Source organism: Klebsiella sp. A52, assembly GCF_018388785.1.
GTDB classification, from domain to species: Bacteria; Pseudomonadota; Gammaproteobacteria; order Enterobacterales; family Enterobacteriaceae; genus Klebsiella; species Klebsiella aerogenes.
Genome location: NZ_CP074437.1, coordinates 3,156,925 through 3,183,607, shown reverse-complemented (window position 1 = coordinate 3,183,607; position 26,683 = coordinate 3,156,925). Strand labels below are relative to the sequence as shown.

General features: G+C 48.8%; 23 protein-coding genes and 6 tRNA genes. 13 read left to right on the top strand and 16 right to left on the bottom strand.

The genetic code is table 11. The features are described 5' to 3' along the window. Window positions 1-25: 25 nt before the first annotated feature. A complete protein-coding gene (gene yedA, locus KGA69_RS14995) occupies window positions 26-937 on the top strand; it encodes a drug/metabolite exporter YedA (protein WP_045390224.1) in 912 nt (303 codons plus the stop codon). On the opposite strand, the gene KGA69_RS14990 is transcribed toward yedA, so the two are convergent. Genes KGA69_RS14990 through drpB form a run of 4 tightly spaced genes read right to left on the bottom strand, consistent with a single transcriptional unit; the run spans window position 912 to window position 3,879 of the window. Continuing rightward, a complete protein-coding gene (locus tag KGA69_RS14990; RefSeq protein WP_045390221.1) occupies window positions 912-1,397 on the bottom strand; it encodes a very short patch repair endonuclease in 486 nt (161 codons plus the stop codon). The genes yedA and KGA69_RS14990 overlap by 26 nt on opposite strands. Then, a complete protein-coding gene (locus tag KGA69_RS14985) occupies window positions 1,378-2,802 on the bottom strand; it encodes a DNA cytosine methyltransferase (protein ID WP_213292427.1) in 1,425 nt (474 codons plus the stop codon). Before KGA69_RS14985 ends, KGA69_RS14990 begins: the two co-directional genes overlap by 20 nt. A gap of 57 nt (window positions 2,803-2,859) precedes the next feature. Beyond that, window positions 2,860-3,555 carry a phosphohydrolase gene (locus KGA69_RS14980; protein ID WP_049060586.1) on the bottom strand — a complete coding sequence of 232 codons (696 nt, stop codon included), beginning with the start codon at window positions 3,553-3,555 and terminating at the stop codon, window positions 2,860-2,862. A 42-nt stretch (window positions 3,556-3,597) separates the two neighbouring features. Further along, the gene (gene drpB, locus KGA69_RS14975) at window positions 3,598-3,879 is read right to left on the bottom strand and encodes a cell division protein DrpB (protein ID WP_213293140.1); all 282 of its coding nucleotides are present in this window, start codon (window positions 3,877-3,879) and stop codon (window positions 3,598-3,600) included. Between the two features lie 545 nt (window positions 3,880-4,424). Here drpB and ompC point away from each other — a divergent pair. Beyond that, window positions 4,425-5,567: a porin OmpC gene (gene ompC, locus KGA69_RS14970; protein WP_213292426.1), complete on the top strand. Its 1,143-nt coding sequence runs from the start codon at window positions 4,425-4,427 to the stop codon at window positions 5,565-5,567. A 662-nt stretch (window positions 5,568-6,229) separates the two neighbouring features. Next, window positions 6,230-7,978 (top strand): glycosyltransferase family 2 protein, encoded by a 1,749-nt coding sequence (locus tag KGA69_RS14965; RefSeq protein WP_213292425.1) that lies wholly within the window; start codon window positions 6,230-6,232, stop codon window positions 7,976-7,978. Between the two features lie 648 nt (window positions 7,979-8,626). Here the strand turns inward: KGA69_RS14965 and KGA69_RS14960 are convergent. Then, a tRNA-Ser gene (locus tag KGA69_RS14960) sits at window positions 8,627-8,716 on the bottom strand. A gap of 90 nt (window positions 8,717-8,806) precedes the next feature. On the opposite strand from KGA69_RS14960, the gene mtfA reads away from it, so the two are divergent. Further along, a complete protein-coding gene (gene mtfA, locus KGA69_RS14955) occupies window positions 8,807-9,607 on the top strand; it encodes a DgsA anti-repressor MtfA (RefSeq protein ID WP_161801904.1) in 801 nt (266 codons plus the stop codon). A gap of 100 nt (window positions 9,608-9,707) precedes the next feature. Further along, a tRNA-Asn gene (locus KGA69_RS14950) sits at window positions 9,708-9,783 on the top strand. A 52-nt stretch (window positions 9,784-9,835) separates the two neighbouring features. Here KGA69_RS14950 and ldtA read toward each other — a convergent pair. From ldtA to nac, 3 genes are all read right to left on the bottom strand, one after another. Then, window positions 9,836-10,777 (bottom strand): L,D-transpeptidase, encoded by a 942-nt coding sequence (ldtA, locus tag KGA69_RS14945; protein WP_047066788.1) that lies wholly within the window; start codon window positions 10,775-10,777, stop codon window positions 9,836-9,838. A 76-nt stretch (window positions 10,778-10,853) separates the two neighbouring features. Next, entirely contained in the window at window positions 10,854-11,804 is a 951-nt protein-coding gene (gene cbl / locus KGA69_RS14940) for an HTH-type transcriptional regulator Cbl (protein WP_045390486.1), read from the bottom strand. 106 nt (window positions 11,805-11,910) lie between these two features. Next, the gene (nac, locus tag KGA69_RS14935) at window positions 11,911-12,828 is read right to left on the bottom strand and encodes a nitrogen assimilation transcriptional regulator NAC (protein ID WP_045390201.1); all 918 of its coding nucleotides are present in this window, start codon (window positions 12,826-12,828) and stop codon (window positions 11,911-11,913) included. Window positions 12,829-13,142: 314 nt separating this feature from the next. Here nac and KGA69_RS14930 point away from each other — a divergent pair. The 3 genes from KGA69_RS14930 to KGA69_RS14920 all read left to right on the top strand — a co-directional run bounded on the left by KGA69_RS14930 (window position 13,143) and on the right by KGA69_RS14920 (window position 15,060). Then, window positions 13,143-13,218: transfer RNA gene (locus KGA69_RS14930), tRNA-Asn, on the top strand. A 117-nt stretch (window positions 13,219-13,335) separates the two neighbouring features. After that, window positions 13,336-14,049: a 4'-phosphopantetheinyl transferase family protein gene (locus KGA69_RS14925; RefSeq protein WP_213292424.1), complete on the top strand. Its 714-nt coding sequence runs from the start codon at window positions 13,336-13,338 to the stop codon at window positions 14,047-14,049. Between the two features lie 78 nt (window positions 14,050-14,127). Next, complete coding sequence (locus KGA69_RS14920) at window positions 14,128-15,060, top strand: nucleoside recognition domain-containing protein (RefSeq protein ID WP_047050690.1); 933 nt, start codon at window positions 14,128-14,130, stop codon at window positions 15,058-15,060. Here the strand turns inward: KGA69_RS14920 and KGA69_RS14915 are convergent. Then, window positions 14,971-16,548 carry an alpha/beta hydrolase gene (locus KGA69_RS14915; protein WP_049060177.1) on the bottom strand — a complete coding sequence of 526 codons (1,578 nt, stop codon included), beginning with the start codon at window positions 16,546-16,548 and terminating at the stop codon, window positions 14,971-14,973. The genes KGA69_RS14920 and KGA69_RS14915 overlap by 90 nt on opposite strands. A gap of 148 nt (window positions 16,549-16,696) precedes the next feature. Between KGA69_RS14915 and KGA69_RS14910 the strand changes: the two genes are divergently transcribed. Both KGA69_RS14910 and KGA69_RS14905 read left to right on the top strand, forming a co-directional pair. Further along, window positions 16,697-16,936 carry a histidine kinase gene (locus KGA69_RS14910; RefSeq protein WP_045390193.1) on the top strand — a complete coding sequence of 80 codons (240 nt, stop codon included), beginning with the start codon at window positions 16,697-16,699 and terminating at the stop codon, window positions 16,934-16,936. A 128-nt stretch (window positions 16,937-17,064) separates the two neighbouring features. Continuing rightward, the gene (locus KGA69_RS14905) at window positions 17,065-18,519 is read left to right on the top strand and encodes an AMP nucleosidase (protein WP_213293139.1); all 1,455 of its coding nucleotides are present in this window, start codon (window positions 17,065-17,067) and stop codon (window positions 18,517-18,519) included. 92 nt (window positions 18,520-18,611) lie between these two features. On the opposite strand, the gene KGA69_RS14900 is transcribed toward KGA69_RS14905, so the two are convergent. The 3 genes from KGA69_RS14900 to KGA69_RS24340 all read right to left on the bottom strand — a co-directional run bounded on the left by KGA69_RS14900 (window position 18,612) and on the right by KGA69_RS24340 (window position 20,438). Next, window positions 18,612-18,687, bottom strand: a tRNA-Asn gene (locus KGA69_RS14900). Window positions 18,688-18,810: 123 nt separating this feature from the next. Beyond that, a complete protein-coding gene (locus tag KGA69_RS14895) occupies window positions 18,811-20,250 on the bottom strand; it encodes an EmmdR/YeeO family multidrug/toxin efflux MATE transporter (RefSeq protein WP_045390189.1) in 1,440 nt (479 codons plus the stop codon). 95 nt (window positions 20,251-20,345) lie between these two features. Then, complete coding sequence (locus KGA69_RS24340; protein WP_221694692.1) at window positions 20,346-20,438, bottom strand: DUF5951 family protein; 93 nt, start codon at window positions 20,436-20,438, stop codon at window positions 20,346-20,348. A 5-nt stretch (window positions 20,439-20,443) separates the two neighbouring features. Between KGA69_RS24340 and KGA69_RS14890 the strand changes: the two genes are divergently transcribed. From KGA69_RS14890 to KGA69_RS14880, 3 genes are all read left to right on the top strand, one after another. After that, a tRNA-Asn gene (locus tag KGA69_RS14890) sits at window positions 20,444-20,519 on the top strand. Between the two features lie 259 nt (window positions 20,520-20,778). Next, window positions 20,779-21,420, top strand: coding sequence for a hypothetical protein (locus KGA69_RS14885; RefSeq protein WP_045390187.1), 642 nt, complete (start codon window positions 20,779-20,781; stop codon window positions 21,418-21,420). A gap of 275 nt (window positions 21,421-21,695) precedes the next feature. Then, window positions 21,696-21,771, top strand: a tRNA-Asn gene (locus KGA69_RS14880). 43 nt (window positions 21,772-21,814) lie between these two features. Here KGA69_RS14880 and KGA69_RS14875 read toward each other — a convergent pair. The 4 genes from KGA69_RS14875 to KGA69_RS14860 all read right to left on the bottom strand — a co-directional run bounded on the left by KGA69_RS14875 (window position 21,815) and on the right by KGA69_RS14860 (window position 26,661). Then, entirely contained in the window at window positions 21,815-23,170 is a 1,356-nt protein-coding gene (locus KGA69_RS14875; protein WP_045391617.1) for a right-handed parallel beta-helix repeat-containing protein, read from the bottom strand. Window positions 23,171-23,279: 109 nt separating this feature from the next. Then, on the bottom strand, window positions 23,280-24,713 hold the full coding sequence (locus tag KGA69_RS14870; protein ID WP_047050692.1) for a glycoside-pentoside-hexuronide (GPH):cation symporter: 1,434 nt from the start codon (window positions 24,711-24,713) through the stop codon (window positions 23,280-23,282). A gap of 94 nt (window positions 24,714-24,807) precedes the next feature. Beyond that, the gene (locus KGA69_RS14865) at window positions 24,808-25,818 is read right to left on the bottom strand and encodes a LacI family DNA-binding transcriptional regulator (RefSeq protein WP_045391623.1); all 1,011 of its coding nucleotides are present in this window, start codon (window positions 25,816-25,818) and stop codon (window positions 24,808-24,810) included. Window positions 25,819-26,088: 270 nt separating this feature from the next. Then, window positions 26,089-26,661 carry a hypothetical protein gene (locus KGA69_RS14860; protein WP_045391626.1) on the bottom strand — a complete coding sequence of 191 codons (573 nt, stop codon included), beginning with the start codon at window positions 26,659-26,661 and terminating at the stop codon, window positions 26,089-26,091. Window positions 26,662-26,683 lie beyond the last annotated feature (22 nt).

The window sequence follows — 26,683 nt, the reverse complement described above, 5'->3', positions numbered from 1 at the left end:
TCTATCTTTTTCGTCGTGAGGAAGTATGTCTACCCGTCAACTGTTACCCCTAATCGGCGCGCTGTTTGCGCTGTATATCATTTGGGGTTCAACCTATTTTGCTATCGCGATTGGCGTCGCCAGTTGGCCGCCGTTGATGATGGCCGGGATCCGCTTTCTCTCTGCCGGGGGCGTGTTGCTCATCTATTTGTTGGCCACCGGCCATAAACTCCCGGCCCGCCGGCCGCTACTTAATGCTGCACTGATAGGCATCCTGTTGCTCGCTGTCGGTAATGGCTTCGTCACCCTTGCAGAACATCAGCATGTACCATCAGGTATCGCTGCGGTAATGGTCGCCACCGTACCGCTGTTTACGCTCTGTTTCAGCCGTTTTTTTGGCATTGCCACACGCAAGCTGGAATGGTTCGGTATCGCGATCGGCCTGGCGGGAATTGTGATGCTCAATAGCGGCGGCAACCTCAGCGGCAACCCCTGGGGCGCATTGCTGATTCTGATTGGTTCCCTGAGCTGGGCGTTTGGCTCGGTTTACGGTTCGCGTATTGAATTACCAACCGGGATGATGGCTGGAGCGATTGAAATGCTGGCGGCAGGGATTGTGCTGTCTGCAGCATCGGGGCTCTCGGGGGAGAAACTCACTCAAATGCCGTCCTGGTCCGGTATTTTTGCTGTTGCTTATCTGGCCATTTTTGGCTCGCTTATTGCCATTAACGCCTATATGTATCTGATACGTAACGTAACGCCGGCGGTTGCTACCAGCTATGCCTATGTAAACCCGGTTGTCGCCGTGCTACTGGGAACCGGGTTTGGCGGCGAAAGTCTCTCCTTGATCGAATGGCTGGCGCTGGCGGTGATTATTTTCGCGGTCGTGTTGGTGACGCTGGGTAAATATCTCTTCCCTGCCCGTTCAACCGTTACGCCTTGTCAATCGGATCGATAATACCGATGCCGTGAGTGTCGATCTGCGCGCAATCCCCGCCGCCGCAGATCCACTCCTCCAGACGCTCGTTTAGGGCTTCATCGCTTAATTTCAGCCTCCCGCGGAGCGCGCACTCCCAGACAATAAGCACCCGCCAACCTTGTTCTACCAACAGCGCCAGGTCGCGGCGATCGCGCTGCACGTTAGCACCAATCTTTTTTAGCCAAAAATCGGTGCGCGTCGCCGGTACTTTAAACAGATAGCAGTGGTGATGATGCCAAAAGCAGCCGTGGGTGAAGATAACACAGCGGTAGTCAGGCAGCAGAAAATCAGGCCGCCCAGGAAGCGATGCCGCCTGAACGCTAAAAGTGAACCCGGCCTGCGTCAGTAGCGCCGCCAGCCGCTTCTCAATTGCCGTATCGCGGGTAGCGATAGCGCGCATATTTTTACTACGCGTGGCCTTATCGTGAACGTCCGCCATCGCTCTCTCCGGCAACACGTTGCTTTACCGCGACGGCAATTCGCGGCGCCAGCAGCTTCGCCACCGCGGCAAACACCGGAACAATCACCGAGTTGCCAAACTGGCGATAGGCCTGAGTATCGGAAACCGGAATACGAAAACGGTGCTCTCCCGGCGCTTCGAATCCCATCAACCTTGCGCATTCACGCGGCGTTAAGCGCCGCGGGCGACGCAGTTGATTCTGAGGATCGTCAAAATGCTTTTCGCCTAATGCCTTATCCCAACCGCGATCCACCAGGATCTCAGCGCCATCTTTGTAGTAGCGAGCAGAGAGCGTTCGCGCGACGCTGCCTGGATGAGTCGGGTCGACCAGACCGTAGCCAAAACCGTTGCCACGCGCCTGATGTTTACGCGCGTACCGGTAAAGATACTTCCACAGAACCGGCGTCAGGATGAATTTAGCATCGACGGTCGGATCTAATAACTCACCGAAGGTTGGCCGCTGCGGCGGATACAAACTGGCGATATCGCGCAGCGTAAATCCTTCATGCAACTGTAAGTCACGACGGAAACCCACCAGCACAATACGCTCGCGGTGCTGCGGCAGGAAATGACGCCCATCGATAACTTTGGGATCCTCGGCGCCCGCATGATCGGCATCCGCCACCTCATAGCCAAGCTCATCCAGCGTTTGCATGATAATGCGGAAGGTTCTTCCTTGATCGTGACTCTTCAGATTCTTGACGTTTTCCAGCACGAAGATCGGCGGACGGCGGGCGGCAATAATTCTGACGACATCAAAAAACAGTGTTCCCTGAGTTTCACAGGCAAAACCATGGGCGCGTCCCATGGCATTTTTCTTTGATACCCCGGCGAGGGAAAAGGGCTGGCAAGGGAAGCCCGCCAGCAGCACATCATGTTGCGGGATCGCCTCGCGGATAGACTTCGCCGCCTCTTCATCACTGATATCGCTGCGCTGGCTGAGAGTGATTTCGCGGATATCGGCGTTAAAGCTGTGCTCCTGTGGATCGCAATACCAGTTAGCTTTATAGGTACGTACAGCGTGTTTATTCCACTCGCTGGTAAATACGCACTGCCCGCCAATAGCTTCAAAGCCGTGGCGAATGCCGCCGATGCCGGCGAAGAGATCGATAAAACGAAACGCATAGTCGGGATGATGGCGCGGCGGAATCGGTAAAAGGCTCGCCAGATGCGCGCACTCCGCGTTCGTCAACCTGCTCGCCGCACGGCTCACCGTCGCCACCCGTTTGAGTATCGCCGGGCTCCAGTGCTGATCGCCAACAGCAACCAGCTGTGCAACCAGGGTTTTGACATCATATATCGTCATCAGCTGGCGCAATAACGCCTGCGCGTGTTCCCCTGCCGGCTCAGACAGGAGCTTTTCTTTTGGTAAATTTTGCGGCATAACCTCAACCAGCACGGACAATTTTTGCAGAGAGTACCACAAATAGTCGCAACGGATTTAAACCGCAGGCGCAAAGCGGCGCAAAACCGCCTCATCCAACGACAGAGGGTTGCCGCGCAGTTCGGCGCTCAGCTTCGCCATAAATTGCACCAGAAATTGGGCATTATGCACCGCCAGCGCTCTCCCCTGCTCCGTTTGCATGGTCTCAGGCAGGCGTAGCAATTTACTCTGAAAATGGTCGAGGGCATATTTCTTGTCATCAAGATCGCGCTGGTCAGCAAAGGGGTCGTCAGCATCAAACAAAATAGTGTTCAGCGCGCCGGAAACGGCAAAGACACGAGCCAGGCCAATCGCCCCCAGAGCCTCCAGACGATCTGCATCTTGCACAATTTTCGCCTCTACGCTTTGCGGTAATATAGCCGCACTAAAGCTATGCGCTTCAATGGCATGCATAACCGCAGGATAACGGTCGGCGGGAAAGTCGGGGAAAGCGCTTTGCAGGATAGACCGCGTTTTTTCTGCCGCCATCCGTGAGGACTGATGACGTTGAGGGTGATTTTTAGCCAGGCTGACAATATCGTGAAAGTAGCAGGCCGTCAGCATAACCAACTGGTCAGCGTCGCTATCGCCGACCAATTGCTGCGCGGTACTCCAGACACGGCGAAAGTGAGATATATCATGAGCCGCATCTTCCTGCGCATGATGCGCATTTAACCAGTTTTCAAATCGTTGTTGCCATTCAGCTAATAACATGAGCTTTTCCTGATGCCTGGACCCGCTGTGAGCATAGCAACTTTAATCGCGCTGTTCATGTCCCTGAATTTGGGGACGCGTGTACCAGGCTATCGCCCCAAGGATGGAACCCACACCTCCCAGCACCAAGAAACCCAGTAGCGCGCCAATCCATTTGCCTGCCGTTGAACCCAATTCACCATCAATGCTGGCGCCGGGAATGCTTTGAATACGCCCCACTATCCACCAGTACCGCACCATCGCCCATACAAAGTAACCGCAAAAGGCGTAAAAAGCCCATAACGCCAGCTTTCCACCGGGGCTCCGTTTCGCTTTAGTGCCCATTAAATCCTTCTCCATACTTCAACTACTGCGCATGATCTCCAATCACACAATTGTGATGTGCGTCACATTATACAATTATCGTGCTTATCTGGAAGCATGAGTATGGTGTGAGCGCTTTCGGCCACCCGCGAACGCAGGATTGGGGCGCTCTCTATATACTACGGATGTGGTCATGCTTTTAAATAAGACTATTTGATGAAATGTAGCGCCATTAATTATAAAATAACATTATTCCAAATGGAATTTATCACTTTATAACCTGTCATATTTTATGTTATTTACGGTACAAATATCATTTCAAAGGATAATTTAAAAAACATTAATATTCACAAAAAAAATAAAACACCAATAAACCACATGAATATTAACCACCAAAAGAATAAAAAACACATATATTAAATATAAAATACATACTTTGAAATATTTTAATATACTTTTATTACATTTTTTATTTAATTAAAAATGAACTTAAGCGGCTAGTATCAATTCGTCATTCCACAGGGAATTAGACAATTCATATTAATTATGATTAAAGGGAATACATAATGAAAAGAAAAGTATTGGCTATTATGCTGCCAGCGTTATTAGCAGCAGGCGCGGCGCACTCTGCGGAAATTTATAACAAAAACGGCAACAAACTTGACCTCTACGGAAAAATTGACGGTCTGCACTATTTCTCTGACGATGCTTCTGAAGATGGCGACCAAACCTACGCGCGTTTAGGCGTGAAAGGCGAAACGCAGATCAACGATCAGCTGACCGGCTACGGCCAGTGGGAATACAATATTCAGGCGAACACCACTGAAGGTGAAGGCGCTAACTCCTGGACCCGTCTGGGCTTCGCGGGTCTGAAATTTGCTGACTACGGTTCTCTGGACTACGGCCGTAACTACGGCGTTATCTATGATGTCGAAGCGTGGACCGACGTACTGCCGGAATTCGGCGGCGACAGCTACACCCAAACTGACGTCTTCATGCTTGGCCGTACCAACGGCGTGGCGACCTACCGTAACAGCGATTTCTTCGGCCTGGTTGATGGCCTGAGCTTTGCCCTGCAGTATCAGGGTAATAACGAAAACGCTGGCTCCGGCGAAGGCACCAATAACGGCGGCGGCCGTAAACTGGCCCGTGAAAATGGCGACGGTTTCGGTATCTCCTCTTCCTACGACCTCGGCATGGGCATCAGTTTCGGCGCGGCGTATGCTTCTTCTGACCGTACCAACAATCAGGTGGCCGCAGCGGCCAACAGCGCTTACGCCGGCGGCGATAAAGCTGATGCCTGGACCGTGGGCGCGAAATACGATGCTAACAACATCTACCTGGCCGCAATGTATGCGGAAACCCGCAACATGACTTCCTTCGGTAAATCCACCAGCTATCTTGGCGGCGGTATTGCCAACAAGACGCAGAACGTCGAAGTTGTTGCCCAGTATCAGTTCGACGATTTCGGTTTACCGTTGCGTCCATCTGTCGCTTATCTGCAATCTAAAGGTAAAGACCTGTACAACAGCGGCGACAAAGACCTGGTTAAATACGTTGATGTTGGTATGACTTACTACTTCAACAAAAATATGTCCACCTACGTTGATTACAAAATCAACCTGCTGGACGAAGACGACTACTTCTATCGCGCTAACGGCATCGCGACGGATGACGTAGTCGCACTGGGCCTGGTCTACCAGTTCTAAGAGTCACCGTTTTACCAAAGCCTGCCACGGCAGGCTTTTTTTTGTTAATACGCCTTTAAAATATCCCCTTCACAGGGAAGAACATTTTGTGACACTTAAACAGGTAAGAACTGGGTTGGTTTACAGCATGGGAGTTATGTCGTGCCGCATCACAACACGTTAAACCTGTTATGAAGAGCATAACTACAGCAGACTTAGCTGTCTGATATGCATTGATTGAAAAAACGACAAATTGGTATAATTGCAAAGTGAAATTATTTAAATGTAAACACTGCATGCGCTGCGGTAAAAAGCTAGGGTTCTTCGAAAGATTAATGGCTGAGAAAGATCATCTCTGTGATGAGTGTTGTTCTAAAGTAAGCAAATACATGTATGACAAGAGACAATAAGTTTCCAACCGCAAGGCAGGAAAACGACTCAAATTCGCATGGATAAGTCTTATGATATGTAAAATCTCATGACCCGTGAACAAGGTAATGGGGTTCGTTTTCTCTTACAATTGCGACATCAATAGCGACCAATACGGATGGTCAATAATATTGATCAGGTTTGCCATTTGGTTGCGATAGCCAGGTACTAGTATTGTAAACAATCATCTCGGTTAGTTGTTAACCGTCCATTTCAATTTTTTATCGCGCTTTAAATAATCAAAAAGAGGAATAATGGAAACAGCAAAATGCTTACAGCGGTTGGTTATGCCAAACGCCAGGTTTGGGGCTTCTGAAAGCATGTACATCAGAGGGAGCCTTTTTTCATTTTCGGGAAATATCATTACCATATTTCCCGGAGGGAAAATTTCTTTTGATACCTATTACAATGGTTTTTCCACTATTCTCTGGAAAGAAAAATGCGGAATACACGATCTCGCGTTCAATGCATCAGGCACTGGGTTAGCCAAAATCAGCGCGATGCTCATTACAGAAGAAAATTCAAAATATGAGCTAGCATCGGCGACCGTGGCACTGGATAACCTCACTCGAGAAATATTCACCCTGGATTTGGGCAACACTCTCAATCGAGGCATTATATATATTGAAATAATTCCGATAGATGGAATTGTCTCCCTTAATAGCGGGGAATGGTTTACCAAACAGTCTCCCCGCAGAGAGGTTAAGCTTGGGATATCAATTACACATTTTGATAGAAAAAAATACGTTATCCCATCAATGATGAGAATAAAGCGAGAAATATTAGAAGATGATAACTATCGCGGACTAATTGATTTTACTGTTATTGATAACTCCAATAATATAACAGCTAATGAGGCTAATGGAATTAAGATCATTCCAAATAAAAATACCGGAGGTGCGGGTGGATTTATGAGAGGCCTACTTCATTACATTGATGAAGGTGATTTCACCCATACATTATTCATGGATGATGATGCAAGTTGTGAAGCTGAATGCATTAAAAAGACATACTCGATATTGAGTTATGCGTTAAACGACAATGCTGCAGTTTCTGGTTCGTTATTCGCAGGTGCGCGCCCCGACTCTTTAGTTGAGAAGGGAGCATTTTTTGATAGGGTATGTCATCCTATTTACTCAGGGTGGCGATTAAATGATGTGGAATCCCTGGTAAAAACAGAAACTCTAATACAATTCCCTAATTATGGCGCGTGGTGGTTCTTTGCATTCCCGATAAATCACGTCAAGAGTTTTGCATTTCCTTTTTTTGTTCGCGGTGATGATATCTTATTCGGCATGATGAACGATTTTGATATATTAACAACAAATGGCATTGCTTGTTACGCGGAGGAAGATTTCTCCTCTAAGACCTCACCGTTGACCGCCTACCTTGATACGCGAAATCATCTCGTGAATATGTTATATTTTGGCCGACCAGTTAAAGACATAATTGGTACATATATTTCATTTCATCTAAAAAGCCTGCTTGCTCATCAATATGATAGTGCAGCCGCCATCAACCTGGCTTTCAAACATGTTTATGGCGCTCCCGATTTTTGGGAAAATAATGCAGACATGAAGGATGTACGAGAAGAATTAAACTCTATTACTTTTAATGAAAAAATGAAACCGATATCTCCTCCAGATAACAGTGTAGAGTTTAAGTGTAATTTCGAGACAAAATCACGGCGACTTTTCAGAATTATTACGTTAAATGGATTCCTGGCGCCTTTAAAAAACAAAATTATTTATCAGGAAAAAACATCAGGCGTGTCGCTGAGACAGATTTTTAGGTACAAGAAGATCTTTTATTACGATCGAAGCACTAAAAATGGTTATATTGCTGAAGCATCAAAAAAACAGCAGGCCTTAGGGTTTATCAAGATACTCTTTAATACCTTAAAGATAATTATTACATCAAAAGCACAGCGAAAAAAATACTCAGAAGTGACTTGCAAGCTCACAACAGAAGGATTCTGGAGAAAGATACTTCTTCGCCAATAAATACTCTTTATCTCTTAATCGAGTGAATCATATCCCGTAAGAAAAGAGTTTTTATTCTTACTGGCTATCAACGCATCAGATCTTTTATAGTTGCAGGAGTTGAAGCATCAACAAACTGCAACTTTTTTATGTAATCCATTCACCCCGTCAAGCTGACTATACACGCTAGCATGTTTACGATGATTAATTCATTGAATCGATTTTATGCAGAACAATCATCACTGCACTACACATGAAGAGGCTCCGCTACGTGAACTATCGCTCAAGTCGTGTTGTGGCAACATGAGTTCATGACCACGTTTTTACCGGTGGGTGGCTGACAACTTACCGGCCCTGACTGACTTTTATGAGCCTGCGGGCGAACCAGCTCCCTATTCTGAAGCCTTTTAGGGTTGCCTGGTCGCGATACTTCTTACACCTGCTATTTGTGTGAAATTCACGCGAAATTAAACAACTTTCTGCGGCGATAAAACAGAGCGTCAGGTACGTATTTATGACCGCAAATTGACCGTTTCGCCGACACTGGAGCAACCGATTTTAGAGGATTCAGAAGATGATGATTGATAAAAATATAGCGACGGAATATACCAACAGTATACCAAGTGTGATGGATGTCGTTGAAGGGATTTGGCGTAAGTGATTGAATAGTGGCGGAGAGAGGGGGATTTGAACCCCCGGTAGAGTTGCCCCTACTCCGGTTTTCGAGACCGGTCCGTTCAGCCGCTCCGGCATCTCTCCGCTGTTGAGGTTGCTATAATGCCAGGTTCTTTGGCATTTTAATAGCTCCAGTCCCTTAAATTGAGTTCAAGTGACGACTTTGCGAGCGATATGATGTTTAAATGGCCGTGGAAAGCAGAAGAACAGACAGGCAATGGCGAAATCCCATGGGAACAAGCGGTTGCCATTCCGGTTTTAGCGAACCTCACTCAACAGGAACAGCAGCAGCTGTGCCAAATGGCGGCACGTTTTTTACAGCAAAAACGTCTGGTGCCGTTACAGGGATTTGAGTTAACCCCCCTGCACAGCGCGCGTATCGCACTACTCTTTTGCCTGCCTGTACTGGAACTTGGCCTTGAATGGTTAGATGGCTTCCATGAAGTCTTGATCTACCCTGCCCCCTTTGTCGTCGATGACGAATGGGAAGATGACATCGGCCTGGTACATAATCAACGCGTTGTCCAATCCGGCCAAAGCTGGCAACAGGGCCCCATTATCCTTAACTGGTTAGATATTCAGGACTCTTTCGACGCCTCCGGCTTTAATCTGGTGGTACATGAGGTCGCGCACAAACTGGATTCACGCAACGGCGACCGCGCCAGCGGCGTTCCTTTTATCCCTCTGCGAGAAGTGGCTGGCTGGGAACACGATCTGCATGCGGCGATGAACAACATTCAGGATGAGATCGATTTGGTCGGCGAAAGCGCCGCCAGCATTGATGCTTATGCGGCAACCGATCCGGCTGAGTGCTTTGCAGTGCTATCTGAATATTTCTTTAGCGCCCCAGAGCTTTTCGCCCCCCGTTTCCCGGCGCTATGGCAGCGGTTCTGTCAGTTCTATCGTCAGGATCCGCTACAGCGTTTACGGGAAAACGATCTGCTGGATGAAGACGACGTGCGGATTGTTCATTAAAAGCTCGCTTTGAATTAAACTTAGCCATTCGAATCAGTTGCTTAAATTTAGCGTTGACACAAAAATGCGAGGCCAGTAGTATGCGCCTCGTTCACACGATTCCTCTGTAGTTCAGTCGGTAGAACGGCGGACTGTTAATCCGTATGTCACTGGTTCGAGTCCAGTCAGAGGAGCCAAATTTAAAAAGCCTGCTTTCGAGCAGGCTTTTTGCTTTTTAACGTTCATGGCTTAAAAACTGGCTTCCCCCGCTGAACTGCTAATATTCACCGGCATCCCGGATCGCCGCTGTAGTGCATAATCCGCACGACCGACGTTTACGCCCGCTCCCTGCACAAACTCGCGTATTGCCGGGGTATACGGTAGCGGCACTTTGCGGTCTGACTCAAATTCCGAACGATTACGCGACAATGGTTCATGAACTTCCAGCCAGCGGCTGCCGTCCGGCTCGGTAGTGTACTTCACCGGCTGATCGATTATCTGTACTCGCGTGCCGACCGGCACATTATCGAACAGGTATTTAATGTCATCGTTGCGCAGGCGAATACAGCCCTGGCTCACCCGCAGGCCAATGCCAAAATTGGCGTTGGTACCATGAATGGCATACAGCCTGCCGATATAGATAGCATATAGCCCCATCGGATTATCTGGCCCAGGGGGCACCATCGCCGGCAGGGTTTTACCTTCTTTGGCGTACTCACGACGGGTATTCGCCGTCGGTACCCAGGTAGGTCCTTCCTGTTTACGTTCCACCGCCGTCACCCAGTTGCGCGGCGTTTCACGCCCCGCCTGGCCAATACCGATCGGCAGCACCTCGACGGTAGTGCCCTCAGGCGGATAATAATAAAGCCGCATCTCGGCGACGTTGATTACGATACCGCTCCGTACGGTGGCAGGCAGGATCAATTGCTGCGGGATAATCAACGAACTACCGGATTTAGGCAAATAGACATCGACGCCGGGGTTAGCCTCCAGCATGTTGCTGAGCCCCTGCCCGTACTGCGCGGCAAAGGTTTCCAGCGGCTGGGTATTACGCTCGGGCACGCTAATTTTAATCGGGCTGCCAACCAGACGACTCCCTTCCGGCGGTAACGGATAACTTACCGCCAACGCGCTGTAGCTGGCCAACATCATCACCAGAGAGCAAAGCAACTTCATACGCCGCACCATCATTTTCCCTTCCTCAGTCGCGACTCACGTGAATGAATTATAGCTGCTTTGGCGCCTCCCGCTGACCTGCTGTCCGCACTCAGATTTGATAATCGATAGCCACTTCCTCCGGCTCCATCGCCTGGCGTTTAATCTCATCCAATGACAACCCGGCATTGCACAGTTCAATGAAACGCCAGACATAGTTACGCTGTAACTGACCGCGTTTTAACCCCAACCAAACGGTATTAGCATCAAAGAGATGGCGTGTTTCCAGACGGGTAAAGGTATCCGCTTCGCGAGCATCGCCGGATTGCTCCGCCACCAGCCCCACGCCCAAGCCCAGCTCCACGTATGTTTTAATGACATCGGAATCCTGAGCGCTGAGAACGATATCCGGCATCAGCCCTTTACGGGTGAAGGCTTCATCAATACGCGAACGTCCGGTGATCCCCTGCCGATAGGTAATTAACGGCCAGCGTGCAATAGCCTCAAGCGTCAGCGGCGTAACCTCAATCAGCGGATGATCTTTTGGCACTAACAAACTGTGGTGCCAGCGGAACCAGGGGAATGCCACCAGCGTCGGATCGTTACTTAAGCGCTCGCTGGCGATACCAATATCCGCCCCGCCGTTGTGCAGTAGCGCTTCGATTTCCTGCGGCGTCCCTTGCACTAACTCCAGCCGCACGTCGGGGAACAGTTCGCGAAAAGCTTTAATCACCGGAGGCAGGCTATAGCGTGCCTGAGTATGCGTGGTGGCAATGGTTAATACGCCTGAAGCGTCGTTGGTAAAAAGGTCGGCCAGTCGGCGGACATTGCTGGCTTCGTTGAGGATCCTTTCGGCAATAGAGAGCAGCGCTTTGCCAGGTTCGGTCATCCCCAGCAGACGCTTACCACGGCGGATAAAGATTTCTATCCCCAACTCTTCTTCCAGCTCACGAATATGGCGGCTGACGCCAGATTGCGAGGTGTACAGCATGTTAGCAACCTCCGTCAGGTTGTAATCCCGACGGGCCGCCTCACGAATAATTTTAAGTTGCTGGAAATTCACCTTTTCCCCCAGGTCTTCAGACATAACATGATGTCTATTGTTAAAGTCTGTTTACCCGGCAAACAAATAATAAAAACCAGCAACTTATTCCTTAAAAGAATATAACCTAACTGACCAGCTGTAATTCACGATTCTCCAGGGACGGACGACTAACCAGCGACAGCAGGATATCTTTGACGGCCTGTGCTTGAGGAGATAAGCCGCCACGTGCCGAGGTATTCAGTGATAACGACAGACTCATCGACGGCGTGCTGATGCGCGCCATCCAGCCATTAGCCGTAGCACACAGCGCGCGCGCCGCCGATTCCGGCAATACGGTAACGCCCATTCCACTGGCGATTGCCGCAGTTAATGTGGTGATGGATTCGATCTCGCCAATTACTTTTGCCGACAGGCGGCGTAAAGTGAAAGCTTCGGTGACCCGGGCGCAAACGGCGCTATAGTCGCGCGGTAAAAACAGGCTCATTTCCGCGACGGCTGAAAGGTCAACGCTTTGCCCCGGACAGTTTTGCGTACCGACCAGATACAAATCCTCTTTCAGCAGCGGCTGGCTGACCACTCCCGCCACTGGCGAACGCTCATACAGCACCGCCATGTCCAGCTGACCGCCAAGCAGCTTGTCATTCAATACGCTGCCGCTGCACTCCTGCAGATATACGTTAACCTCAGGAAGTTCATTACGCACCGTTTGCAACAGCGGCATGGTGATCGCCGAAGCCGCAGTTCCCGGCGCAAGGCCAATTGCCACCTGCCCGCTCAGCGTCTGGCCAACGTTATGTACCGCCAGATGCGCCTGTTCACACTGACGTAAAATGGTCCGCGCGTGGGTATAGAGAATCTTCCCCGCTTCCGTTGGCGTGACGCCTCGCTTGGTGCGGATCAACAGTTTCTGCTCCAGTTCACCTTCCAGGGTCGCTACCTGCTGGCTCAGCGCCGGTTGTGCGATGTGCAAGACTTCAGCGGCCTGGGTCAGACTGCCGATATCGACGATTTTCACAAAATACTTCAGTCGTCTTAAGTTCATTTTGCCTCCTGTAAGGGAATGCCACTACTGGCCATTAAGTTACAGGTATTTTGCAAGATGCTTGCCAGGTTTTACGTCGCGACATCATCACCCTGCTGGTGCGGCAAAATAAGGGTTTGTGATAATACTGGTGGCTTCCATGAGCGCATGATATGCCCCATTAGGGGTATAAATGCACCATCACGGTGCATTTCGGTATGATTTATCATAAAAGGCTTTTGATTGTTGAAATTGTCAGCAGTCGCACGCTTTATGGCGATTCAGCCTTTGACAACACCGTCAGTCATCGATAATATGCGCCCCGTTCACACGATTCCTCTGTAGTTCAGTCGGTAGAACGGCGGACTGTTAATCCGTATGTCACTGGTTCGAGTCCAGTCAGAGGAGCCAAATTTAGAAAAGCCTGCCTTCGAGCAGGCTTTTTGTTTTATATTTCACACAACTCTTCTGCTTCGTTCATCACCTGCGCTATGGTAGCGCCATACTGGTTTTTCCTGATGAGTCTGCATGTTTATCGTTACCAACAGCTTTCACGATCTCCCCTTTATTCAGCACGCCGAATGCGGCTATCTTCGTGCTGACCCGGCGTTGACATTTTGTCGGGTACGTTTCGCCAGATCGCAACTACAGGACGCTCTTTTTAGCCAGTACGCCATCCCGCTCCCTCCTTCTCTTACTGGCGCCGTCGCAAAACGGAAAGCCGAATATCTGGCCGGGCGCTACTGCGCGCGCTATTTGCTGCAACAATCAGGTTGTTTCGAACCGGTGTTAACCGCTACGGATCGTGCGCCAATTTGGCCGGCAGGCTGGCGAGGAAGCGTCTCGCACAGCGAAGATATTGCCATCGCGGTGGTTAGCGCCGAGGACGACGGTTTGTATCCCGGGGTCGATATCGAGCATCTGCAACCGGGGATCATGCTGGAAAGCGCCGATATGTTTGTCTCGAGACCGGAACAGACGCTGCTTTCCTGTTGTGGTCTGGATAAGGAGTGGGCGCTGCTGCTGGCTTTCTCGGCCAAAGAAAGCCTGTTCAAAGCGCTTTATCCGCGCGTACAGCAGATGTTTGATTTTGATGCCGCCGCTATGGTCGCACTCGACCCGGTAAATCAGCGTTTCACGTTGCGCCTTAATAAAACCCTCAGCGACGAGTTGCCCGCAGGTAGCCAGTTCAGCGGCGAATACCACTTCCGTGAAGGCACCGTTCTTACCTGTCTACGCTAACACACGAAAGCATGTTCATTTTGCCCCTTCGGGATTATGATGGCGCTAACTATTTGACCTGCATACAGTGATAGATAAATGGATGTCATCGGCATCATTATGTCAGCGGGGAAATCCTCCGTCGACGTAGCGCTTTATACCTTATTACCCATTATGGTCGTCATGCTGATCATAATGAAATATCTCGAAGTCCGCGGAATTCTCGACATCATCGTGCGCTGGCTGGCGCCGCTGCTTAAGCCCTTTGGGTTGACCGGCATGAGCGCCTTCGCGCTGATTCAGATAAATTTTGTGAGTTTTGCCGCCCCGCTCGCCACGCTGGCGATTATGGATAAACGTGGTGTTTCCGACCGACAAATGGCCGCCACCCTGGCGATGGTCTTCGCCATGGGCCAAGGCAATGTATTCTATCCCTTAACGCCGTTCGGCCTGCACTGGCTGGCCGCGATCGCCATTTCTATTATCGGCGGACTCTGCGCCGCAGCGGTTTGCTGGTACGCAACCGGGCGTAAGTTGTCAATTGTCGAGAGCAGCCGGGCAGAAGCGCTCCCGGAAAGCGAACAAAATAATCACGGGCTGATCGCGGTCATCAATAGCGCCGGCGCCGACGCTATCCGCCTGGCGCTTGGCGCCGTGCCGATGCTAATTTTATCATTGACTATCGTCGGACTGATGCAGGCGGCTGGCGTCATCGAGATGCTGCAGCGCGTACTGATGCCGCTGCTGCTATGGCTACATATCCCTGAAAACTTCGTCCTACCCGCGCTGGTGAAATGCGTGGCGGGCGGTACCGCCTATTTTGGGGTTATCTCCGAGCTGGCGCAGCAGGGTAAAGTGACGCTCAGCCAGATTAACGCCTCCGCAGGGCTCCTCATCCAGACCTTCGACCTACCCGGCATCGGCATTTTCCTTGGCGTCAGCTCAAGATTTGTGCGTCTTTTCCGCTTCGTCGCCCCTGCCGCCCTCATCGGTATTGCGCTGCGGACGGTACTGCACATCCTGTGGTTCTGAGAACGATGGCAGACGCTGATTGATCCGCTGCAGCAGATAGGGGAAAAACGGGTTAGAAGTAGCGCGCATTAACGTATCAAGGCCGACGCTCAGCGTCGCGGTCTCGCCGCGTAGCGAAATGGTGCCAAGGCTAATACCGCTAAGGTTTTTCTCCGTCGGCTCGCGGCCATACAGCGAATCGGTGATGGGGAATGGCACCGCAATATGCGAAAGCGAGTACATATCCTGCGGCCAGGCCAGATGCAGCGCCTGCGTTCTCTCTGCGGTTTGCCCCGCCAGCGTCAGTCGCGCGACGGTATCGAGGGTGTGCTCAGTCGCGTTCGTCACGATAGTCGTAGAGTACGGACGCGGCGCCGGAGGTAACAAGGTATTCACCGCTGAGTAGGTCGCCGGGCGAAACAGCGCCCGCAAGTTCGCCGCCTGATTAATATCGAAAATCACCAGTTCGCTGCCGTTGTCCGGCAAATAGCGGTACAACGAATCAACCACCGCCCGGGTGCTGACTGTAGAATCAATCACCGATTGAAAGGTTAACACCGGGGCGAGAGAGGTTAAGCGTTGGCTCTGCGCCGCCGCAAGAATCTGTTTTTGCAAGGCCTGGGTCAGCAACCACGACTGGCGCGCCGCCTTAACCGGAAAGGAATTGTACTTATAGGGGTTAAACTCCGGAACGACATTTAGCCACGCCGCACGCGCAAAGGCGGGAAACACCGAGGGTAGCCCGGCAAGTCCTGCGAAACGGGCAAAAGCGGTTACGCCAATCATCGGCGATAACAGTATTATCTGCTGCGGCCTGACCAGCGATTTATCGGTCAGTTCATCGAGCGCATACTTCAGCGCCAACGCGCCGCCGTTAGAATATCCCACCAGATGCAGCGGCACATCCCCACCGGCAAGTCGCGTCGCTTCCCGAACCGCCAGGCGCGTTGTCGCCAGCCACTGTTGCCAATCAACGTGGGTTAATGCGCCCGGGGCGGTACCGTGGCCGGGTAAGCGCGGCGCCACTGCAATAAACCCCTGCCGTTGATACTCTTCCGCCAGATAGCGCACGCTGTAGGGGGAGTCGGTTAAACCATGCAGTAGCACCACCGCACCACGCGGTTTGCCGGATGGCAATAGTATAAAGGAGCGATTCCAGTCAGGCTTAAAGCGTGGTGGATAGACCAGGCTGTCGCGATAAAAGCGGTTTATCGGCGTTTTGTCAGCGGCAGGCAGTTGGTCACTGACCTCACGCCGCAAATCGGCGAAAATCTCATCTTCCCGTTTGAGATAGCTGGCAAAACTGGCGCGGTCGATTTCATCAGCGGTCATCTCATCGCCAGACCAGGTATGCCAGCGCTGCAATGCAGGTCCACGTTCCGATTCATATATTCGTCCGATGAAAAATACCACCACCACAATAACCGCCGCTGCCAGCGTTTTTTTCGCTAGCGAGACTATTCTTAATCCAGAATGATTCAGAAACTTGTTAAGCCGCATCAAAGCCATAAGCGTTATTTGCCTGTCCCGCTGCATCGCAGAGTTAAGATTTAACAACGTGAGCTAAACGTAAATTAAACCAATGGGTAGTTTCAGTTGTCTTTAAAGCGATAACACGTCAATTATCATGCCGAGTGTATCAAGCCAGGGTGAAAAAATGGAATGGTGGGTAAAAAAAGTACGGAAAAATTCATCTCCAGCAAGAACTTGCGTAGTTCTACAGAGCGGTCAGATCGTGGTGATTGCTGAAATCGAAAGCCGATGCAAACTGCAGGAAGGCGATAAGTTAACGCCTGGTCCTAATGCGCTTTATTACATCAACAATAACAGCGCGGCGACATTAAGAGTGATAAGCGCAAGTAATTTTAGCGCCGAACGCTGGGCACAGACTGCCTGACCCTGAGCGGCTAAGCTTTTATTATCAACGCGTTTGAATATTTCCCCGGGACAGTAATTTTTCTTCGCCATTTTCACGCTGTAGCATACTATCGACAGTATCAGCAGACCTGAAACAAGGAGCGAATGATGAACAAGAAGGCCGTCAGTCTGACCCCGGAGCAGGCGCTTTCCCAGCTGGAAGCGCAGTATGAAAGAGCGGTTAACGCGTTGCGTAAGGCCATTGGCGAGTACATTCATCACAATATCCTTCCTGATGAAATAGCCCGTGCTGAAGGCTTATTCGTCTATCCTCAACTGTCTGTTTCATGGGATGGCGCCGAGCACAAAGCCTTAAAAACCCGTGCCTGGGGGCGATTCACCCATTCGGGCTGCTACACCACCACCATTACTAACCCAAAACTCTTTCGCGCTTACCTGCTGGAACAATTAACTCTGCTGTATCAGGATTACGGCGCGCATATTAGCGTTGGCCATTCGCAGCACGAAATTCCCTTTCCTTACGTGATTGATGGCTCAGCCCTGACGCTGGATCGCTCAATGAGCGCTGGATTAACACGTTATTTTCCAACCACCGAACTGTCGCAGATTGGCGATGAAACCGCCGATGGTCTGTTCCACGCTACCGAGTATTATCCGCTGTCGCATTTTGACGCCCGCCGCGTCGATTTTTCGCTGGCACGTCTGAAGCATTATACCGGCACGCCGGTTGAGCACTTCCAGCCGTATGTATTGTTTACCAACTACACTCGTTACGTCGATGAGTTCGTCAGCTGGGGCTGTAGCCAGATCCTCGATCCGGATAGCCCGTACATTGCCCTCTCCTGTGCAGGCGGGATTTGGATCACCGCCGACACGGAGGCCCCGGAAGAGGCGATTTCCGATCTGGCGTGGAAAAAGCACCAGATGCCGGCCTGGCACCTGATCACTAACGACGGTCAGGGCATTACGTTGATCAACATCGGCGTCGGCCCGGCGAATGCTAAAAATATTTGCGATCACCTCGCGGTGTTGCGTCCTGACGTCTGGCTGATGATTGGCCACTGTGGCGGCCTGCGTGAGAGCCAGTCGATAGGCGACTACGTGCTGGCGCACGCCTATTTACGTGATGACCACGTGCTGGATGCGGTGCTACCGCCGGATATTCCCATCCCGAGCATCGCCGAAGTGCAGCGCGCGCTGTATGACGCCACTAAACAGGTTAGCGGCATGCCGGGCGAAGAGGTCAAACAGCGTCTGCGTACCGGTACGGTGGTGACGACCGATGACCGCAACTGGGAGTTACGTTATTCCGCCTCGGCGCTGCGCTTTAATCTCAGTCGGGCGGTGGCTATTGATATGGAAAGCGCCACTATTGCCGCACAGGGCTACCGTTTCCGCGTTCCTTACGGCACGCTGCTGTGCGTCTCCGATAAACCGCTGCACGGTGAAATCAAACTGCCGGGACAAGCGAACCGCTTTTACGAAGGGGCGATTTCCGAGCATCTGCAGATAGGGATCCGCGCCATCGATCTGCTGCGCGCCGAGGGCGACCACATGCACTCCCGCAAGCTGCGTACCTTCAACGAACCGCCGTTCCGTTAATCCCAGGCGAGCCCTGCGCGCTATGTGCGCAGGGAAAAATTGTATGGATGCAGAAAAGCAAAAAGCCTGCTCGAAAGCAGGCTTTTTAAATTTGGCTCCTCTGACTGGACTCGAACCAGTGACATACGGATTAACAGTCCGCCGTTCTACCGACTGAACTACAGAGGAATCGTGTGAACGGGGCGAATATTAGCGAGCACGCTCAGCCATGTCAAAGATGTTTTTTATAATGGCGATCGTTTGCCTATTTATTCCTCACTTCGTCTAAAAAGTAACGCTTTTTCAGTATATTCATGACTTTTCTTCCAGCCGAGCCTTTAATCGCGGGTACTTCCACAACCAACGCCCGGTGATCATCCGACGATAGAACAACAGGCCGCGCACCGCCCAGTCAAGCACCATACCCAGCCAGACGCCGATAACGCCCATGCCCAGCATGATCCCCAGCGTATAGCCAGCAACCACCCGGCAGCCCCACATACCCAGCATCGACACCCACATGGTGTAACGCACGTCGCGTGCGCCTTTAAAGGCACAGGGCAAGGTCCACGAAAGCGACCAAATTGGCATAAATAGGGCATTGAGCCACAATAGTTCTTTAACCACTACTTTTACATCTTCTTCGCTGGTATAGAACGAAGCGATCAGGCCGGCGAAAGGTGCGGTGCCCCAGGCGATAAGCGTCAGGATAATGGTCGACAGCCAGAACACGAACCAGGCCTGACGTTCCGCCTGGCCGACTTGCCCTTTGCCCAGACGTTTACCGGTAATAATGGTGGAGGCCGATCCCAGCGCGTTACCCGGCAAGTTAATTAACGAAGCCACCGAGAAGGCAATAAAGTTTCCGGCGATGACGTTGGTCCCCATACCGGCAACAAACATTTGCGTCAGCAGCTTGCCGCCGTTAAACAGTACCGATTCGATGCTCGCCGGGATACCAATACCCATCACTTCCCAGATAATGGCAAAGTTAAACGGCTTAAAGTAACTCTTCAGCGAAATGCGCAGCGCCGGGTTAAAACCGGTCATCAGTACCCAGATTGTTGCCAACGCACCAATATAGCGGGCAATAGTCAGCCCCAGCCCAGCGCCGACAAAGCCGAGCCCCGGCCAGGAGAAGAGGCCGTAAATCAGGATACTGCTGATAATAATATTGAGAATATTCATCCCGCCGTTAATTAGCAGCGGTATTTTGGTGGTTCCCGCGCCGCGAAGCGCGCCGCTACCAATTAAAGCAATGGCCGCCGCCGGATAGCTCAGCACGGTCAGTTCGAGATAGGTTAGGGCCAGCGCTTTAACCTGAACCGTAGCGTCTCCAGCAACGATATCGATAATCTGCTGACCAAAAGCGTGAATAACCGCCGCCAGCACAATCGAGAACAAGGTCATGATCGCCAGCGACTGCCGCGCAGCCGCCCTCGCCCGCTTTCTATCGCGCTTGCCGAGGCTGAAGGCCACCACCACGGTAGTGCCAAGGTCAATCGCGGCAAAGAACGACATAATCACCATATTAAAGCTATCGGCTAAGCCCACCCCGGCCATCGCTTCTTTGCCGAGCCAGCTAACAAGGAAAGTACTCAGCACGCCCATCAATAACACGCAGGCATTTTCCAACAGGATCGGTACGGCAAGGGGACTGATTTCACGCCAGTAGAGCACCCGATAGCTCTTGCGTTTTTTAAACCAGGACGTGCGCGCTACGGCCTGGCGTACTGCTGAAGTGACGTTCAAGGGAGACCTTAGTGAGAAGAGTTGAAACAACATTTCAAATGATGATTGAGAACTGCTAATCCTGCAAAGTATTTTTCCTGATAATTTGTTGGCAATTACGACAATTTGTTGAGAGATGCAGCAAGCGAAGCCCCACCACTGAATTGATATTTGACAAATTTTTTTTCGCCGCTAAGATACCACTCCACACGATTCCTCTGTAGTTCAGTCGGTAGAACGGCGGACTGTTAATCCGTATGTCACTGGTTCGAGTCCAGTCAGAGGAGCCAATTTTAAGAAAAGCAGACGTTCAGCGACGTCTGCTTTTTTGCTTTCCACTCTCTTCTGTTCGTTCGCTTCATCCACAGACATCAAACATAACGACTAAACCTGCTGAGCACCGTCGAAATGACTATTCCTTCCAGCGTTTACGCGCCAACAGGAATAGCAAGGTTTACTGTCTTCGTGGTAGCATAGAATCAAGTTAGTCTGAAATATTTAGATACTTTGAGAAAATATTTTTAACACACATATACCAGGATTAAATACATGGATAGATCATTATTATTTTTTTATTGCCTGTGTGGGTTTTTCCTGACTTACTTTTTATTTAAATTTGCAAAAGAAAAATATAAATTACAAAGCTTAACATTTATCTTTTCGTTAATAATAAGTTTAGTTGTCGCATCTTCTTTTTCGGTTTTATCAACAGGAGAATGGTTTTTAGTAGTAATAGCATCAACGGTTACCCTTTTATTTTTATTAGGATTCTTCACGGCTCTACTAAAACAATTTGTAATGTACCGATACATTCTTCGTTGTGTTGATAATTTGAAACGTCTATCCCCTGCCGAAATGGTTGAATCTTTAATTAACAACCATAATAAAAAACAGTGGTACGTTTTATATTTTCCTGTAGAAGGCGTCATTGAGATTGGCGTTAATTTATTCGCTGAAAACCCTATTGTTGGCAGAAGATTATACATTAGAACTATGACAAACCGCCAAATGTACATTATTCCTGAGAACATCTCCAGCACTATAGATTTACAATCTAATATAGCTTGTACGTTACATGAATTTTACACCCTCGCCCCGCAAACTAAGAGTTTAATTGAAGATTATTTAACCAGAATTAAAAATGGTCATTTGCAGCCATGGCGGCTAAATGCAGAACCCGATGAAAAATAATCCATTCACGTCTCAAGTTACACCTGTATTGTAGGCTGGTGTATCCGAATGACGATTGTACTCTCATCGTCTAAATGACTCTTTAATGCAACTGCGGAATAGAGTGTTTTCCGGATCCACTTGTGAGTCTTCCCGCTTTTTTACTGCTTAAATCTTCGCTTAAGTGCTGAAAAAATCGCTGCCATTGATGATTTTACCAGCGAACAATCGCAAATGACGCAATCTCCTTTGACAACCCGTCACTCACTCGTTAACATGCGCCTCGTTCACACGATTCCTCTGTAGTTCAGTCGGTAGAACGGCGGACTGTTAATCCGTATGTCACTGGTTCGAGTCCAGTCAGAGGAGCCAAATTCAGAAAAGCCTGCTTTCGAGCAGGCTTTTTGCTTTTCTATTATGACAAGCCGGGTACCGGCGTTGCTCTAAACGCATTGACCGCTTTATCAAGCACAACCTGATCGTCACTTCCGGAATCAAGTATGGTATTACGTTGAGATGCTGCGTCGACCTGTACGGTCGTCACGTCGAGAACTTCCAACCCCTTTAATGCCAGCAGCGCTCTAACTTGTGTAGAGAAACAAGATTCTGCATGACCTTTTAACGATGATGTATCGGTGGTAGCAACAATATGATTGTCAGAAATATAGTTACTATCTCCTGATGCCAACCGTATTATCACAGGTGTAGCGCCAACGGGAACGATATACTGTTTATCAATCGATTCAGAAATATGGTTAGCAATGATCGAATTATTCTCACCCTCTATATATAGCAACCCATACAAGTCATCTAAACCATTACTATACGCCTGCATAGGTTCCCAAGGTTCATGTTCACGGAAAAAGTGGTTTGCCGTCACCAGGTTTTCTGAACAGCTTTTCTCAAAAACCAGCATCCCTGGATAGAATGAATGAAACCTGTTGCTGCTAACTGCAGAACGGACGACACCAGAAAAATGAATACTGCTTTTACCGCGGGGAAAAATGTTGTTTGCTGTAACCAGAAGGCCACCAAAGTTCTCTGCATAAATAGAATATCCTCTATAACCGGCACCTATCAAATTATCAGTTACTTTTGAAGCCTGTCCCGACCCGCGGAGTTCTATACAATTACCGCACTCGGCAATAAAGTTATTATGTATCGCCAATGCATCGGCATTATATATAGTGATGCCGTGTTCAAGATATACGAACCCCATTCCACTAATACGGAATGAGTCCTGCGCACTGGCAATATAAATACCCGTTTTACCATTGAGGTAGGTGTTTTCAGGGTCGTTATTTCCCGAACCATCATCTACAAAATGTAACCCATCAATGCAAAAATCAGCAAACTCAACTGAGCTTATTCTTGGGTCACCGCCACGCTCAATATAAAAAGCCGCCCCTTCCGCTTCCGGAGTCGTAGCTGATGGCGTTATATCAACAAGTATACGGCTACCGCCTGGCCACAATTCATGCCAGCTTGCCCACTCATTTTCCGGGGTATTAAAACGGATACTTGAAGAGGTAAACCCATGTCCGTCCCCTTTAATTTTCAAATAACTGACGTCTATTACTACCTGAGTGAGCAAATGATAGTCTCCAGGTGGAATAAAGATCACGGCCCCCGGCTTCCCGCCATCATTAACATCTGTGTCAGTCTGCCGTTTTTTAATATCAGCAATAATACTATTAATCACAAAACCGATATCTTCAAAAGGGTTACCTTCACTCCACTCTGTTACATCATAATAATTATTACTCGACATGCGTTATTTCTCCCTACATTATTAGGATAGGTAGATATTATGGTTCTAGTGACCGTCTGGACATTATAATAAGTAACACCTCCCCTGATTTCTTTCAGAAAAATTTTAACTAATGATTAACCACTGTGGTCGTATCTCGCCCGATGTCATGATGCGGTGAAGAACCGTTATTAAGTTCACGCTTAGCGAGTTCCACTTTAATTTGCTCAAGAAAGTGGTTATTCAATTTAAAGTATCTAACTACAAATGCACTAAGAAAATAGGTAATCATTGGCAGTAAAGAAAACATAATAATGATACCTTCGATAGTCTCTGTGTTTTGTTGAGGTTTATTAGCGATGTAACCCGTTAATGATAATATCCACGCAACAATCGCACCAGCAACTGCCAGGCCCATTTTTAACATAAATAAATTACCGGCAAATGAAATACCGGTAAGGCGTTTACCGTATTTCCAGTCACCGTAGTCATCAACGTCGGACATCATAGCCCATAATATTGGGCCTGATTGAATTAAATGCAGGATGTTAATGATGATAAAGAGTGTAAGTAGTGGCAGCAAAGACCTGGGATCGACAAACCATAGAGCTAAAGAAAGGAAGCCAAGAACGATATTAATCGAACGGAACAGCTTAATTTTATCAAAACGATCGGTGAGTGGTTTCGCTATAACACTACCTAGCATGTTACATGCAACACCAAGAGCCAAAAAAAACGTAGTAAATCCGACGGAGGCTTGCATAACATAGGTAGCATAATAAATAGTCACTGCACCACGAATAAATGCCGGAAAAACATTAAGGAAAGTAATACATATCATCAATAACCATTGATCGTTTTTGATGATATCTTTTAGATCATTTATTAAAGAGTCATTAACTTTAATTGCAGTAACACGTTCTTTGATACTGGCAAAACAAAAGAAGAACATTAGTGTCGCAGCGCCTCCCATGATTACCATAGTCAACTGAAAACCAGCCGCTCTGTTACCGTTACCTAACCAGTCTGTTAAGGGTAAAATTGAAGAAGAGACAATTAGCGTCGCCAATCCATTGAGGAAAAATCGCCATGACAAACAGCCTAAACGCTCTTTCTGGTTTAGCGTGATCACACCAGCTACTGAGCAATATGGAATATTGATAGCAGTATAAATCAATGACATCACAAGATATGTCACCCAGGCATAAACAATTTTTCCATTCATACTTAAATCGGGCGTTGTGAACATCAGTACTGCTCCCAAACCAAATGGCAATGCCATCCATAATAACCATGGTCGGAATTTACCCCATCGGCTACGAGTACGATCGCAAATCGCCCCCATAACCGGATCGCTAAAGGCATCAAAAATACGAATGACCAGAAACAAGGTACCGACAACACCGGGAGCTAAGCCATAAACATCTGTGTAGAACCATGTTAGATATAACGCCAGTACACTCCAAATCATACAAGAACCAGCATCTCCCATTCCATAACCAATTTTTTCTTTTAAATGCAGTTTGCCGTAAACACCTTGCCTTTCGATTGAGTTTGCAGACATAGAAAACCTCTAGAGTATACAGTCATAAGTGTTCAACAGAGGTTAGTAAACCAATGTTAGTTTATATTTATAAGTTAATAATGGCGTATATAGATTAAAACAAAGTAATATTAATACTCACACTACTCTCCCGAATAATTAACCGAGAGACAATTTCGTGCATTTCAATACTGCCTTGCTTCGTTTCGTTGTTAATCATTTGAAATGCCAGATGGGCGATTTCACTTATCGGTTGCGCCACACTGGTAATTTTTTTAGTTTGTGCCAGTAAAGTATTATCAAAACTAGCGATGGCAATATCTTTAGGCACAGATATTCCTTTTTCTTTTAACCCATCAATAATATAACTAGCAGCCACATCGTTATAAACCCAGAGAGATGAGCAATGATTTATTCTCGCGGCTAGCCTGACAATAATATCATCGAGTATACTAATATGCCCTGACGTTTTCTCACCCTCACCTTTCGCTATCCAAAACTGATTTTCTTTATCTATAGACAATCCCTGGCCGGTAATTCGTTTTGCCCATGAAAAAACCTTTCGGTTATCTGCGCCTTCCTGCGCTACAAATCCAAACGTGGTATGACCGGTCTGAATAAAATGCTCAGCTATAACTTCCGCCCCTTTACTTTGATCGATAGAAACAGAATTGAAAAATCGCGATACCAGCGTAACCACGGCAACGGGGATATTAGTTGCGATGAGCCATTCTGCAAGTTCGCTTTCGGCTTCTGTTGGTACCCATAGCAAACTGTCAATACCCATACTAATAAGCGTATATATTATTTGCTTATCTAGCTGCGGTTGATTCTGATGAGTTTTGACGATAACCGTTTTACCGATGTATCTTGCCTCTTCTTCAAATGTCGCCAGCAGTTCACAAAAATGTGGGTTGACAAGGTTTGGCAGAACAACAGCAATCAGCCCAGAACATTTCCCACTCAATTGAAACGCACTCTTGCTGGGCACATAGCATAAGAAATCCATTGCCTCACGAACTGCTTTGCGAGTTTCTGGAGCCACGCTGGGATGATTATTCAGCACGCGTGAGACCGTAGCGGTGGATACTCCAGCTTTTATTGCTACGTCTTTAATGGATGCCATAGTAAATAACTGCGTCGACCAAGAATGACGTAACTATAAAGTGTGATGAAAGTCAAAAATGTAAGCCACTTCACATGTTGTCACGTTACATAAAACAGCGATTTTTCTCTCAATTCTGCTGTCACAAAATGACTAAGCGTTCACGACTTATATTTAATGGATTCACTGACAAATAGAGGAGTATGGGCACCACGCCAAAACCAAAGTCGTCGTGGTGTTACGCTTGCGTAGATGATAGGTAGGGTTTGCCATGGTCAATAACAGGCCGATTTACGACATTTCCTGCTGCCTAATTTTCACCAGCACCGCTCCCAGCAATGCCAGATCCACCAGGACCGCCAGTGCGTAGACAAAACCTCCCTTTCCCGAATCCGCATAGTGATTGGTTAGCAGAGTCGCCAGGATAATAATAACGATACCTGCTATCATCGGGATGTTCGCCATCATTCCCGACGAATATCTTGCTGTAGCATTGTTTTGCCAGACGATGCCCAGACCTAATCCACCAAAGGCGATCCCCGGCATTTGAGATAGCCAACCGTGTCCGCTATTCCACAGCACCAGTAACATTAACCAGCCCATAGCGGACAGCACAAAGGCGTAGCACGATACCCTAACGCTAAAACGTGCTGGCCACGGCTGCCAACGCGCGATTGCATAGCCAACGGCAAAAGCTCCCACCAGCGTCAGCAGAGACGACAGAGTACCGATAGCGCCAATCATGGAGGAAACGCTCAATAGCAGCGCCCCCGCCGCGAATACGCCACTTAGCGCGATAGCTTGCGTGAACGGGACTACGCAAATTGTTGCCCCACCGGCGTGCTGATTAGAATAGATACTCATTATTCACTCCTGATAATGGCAA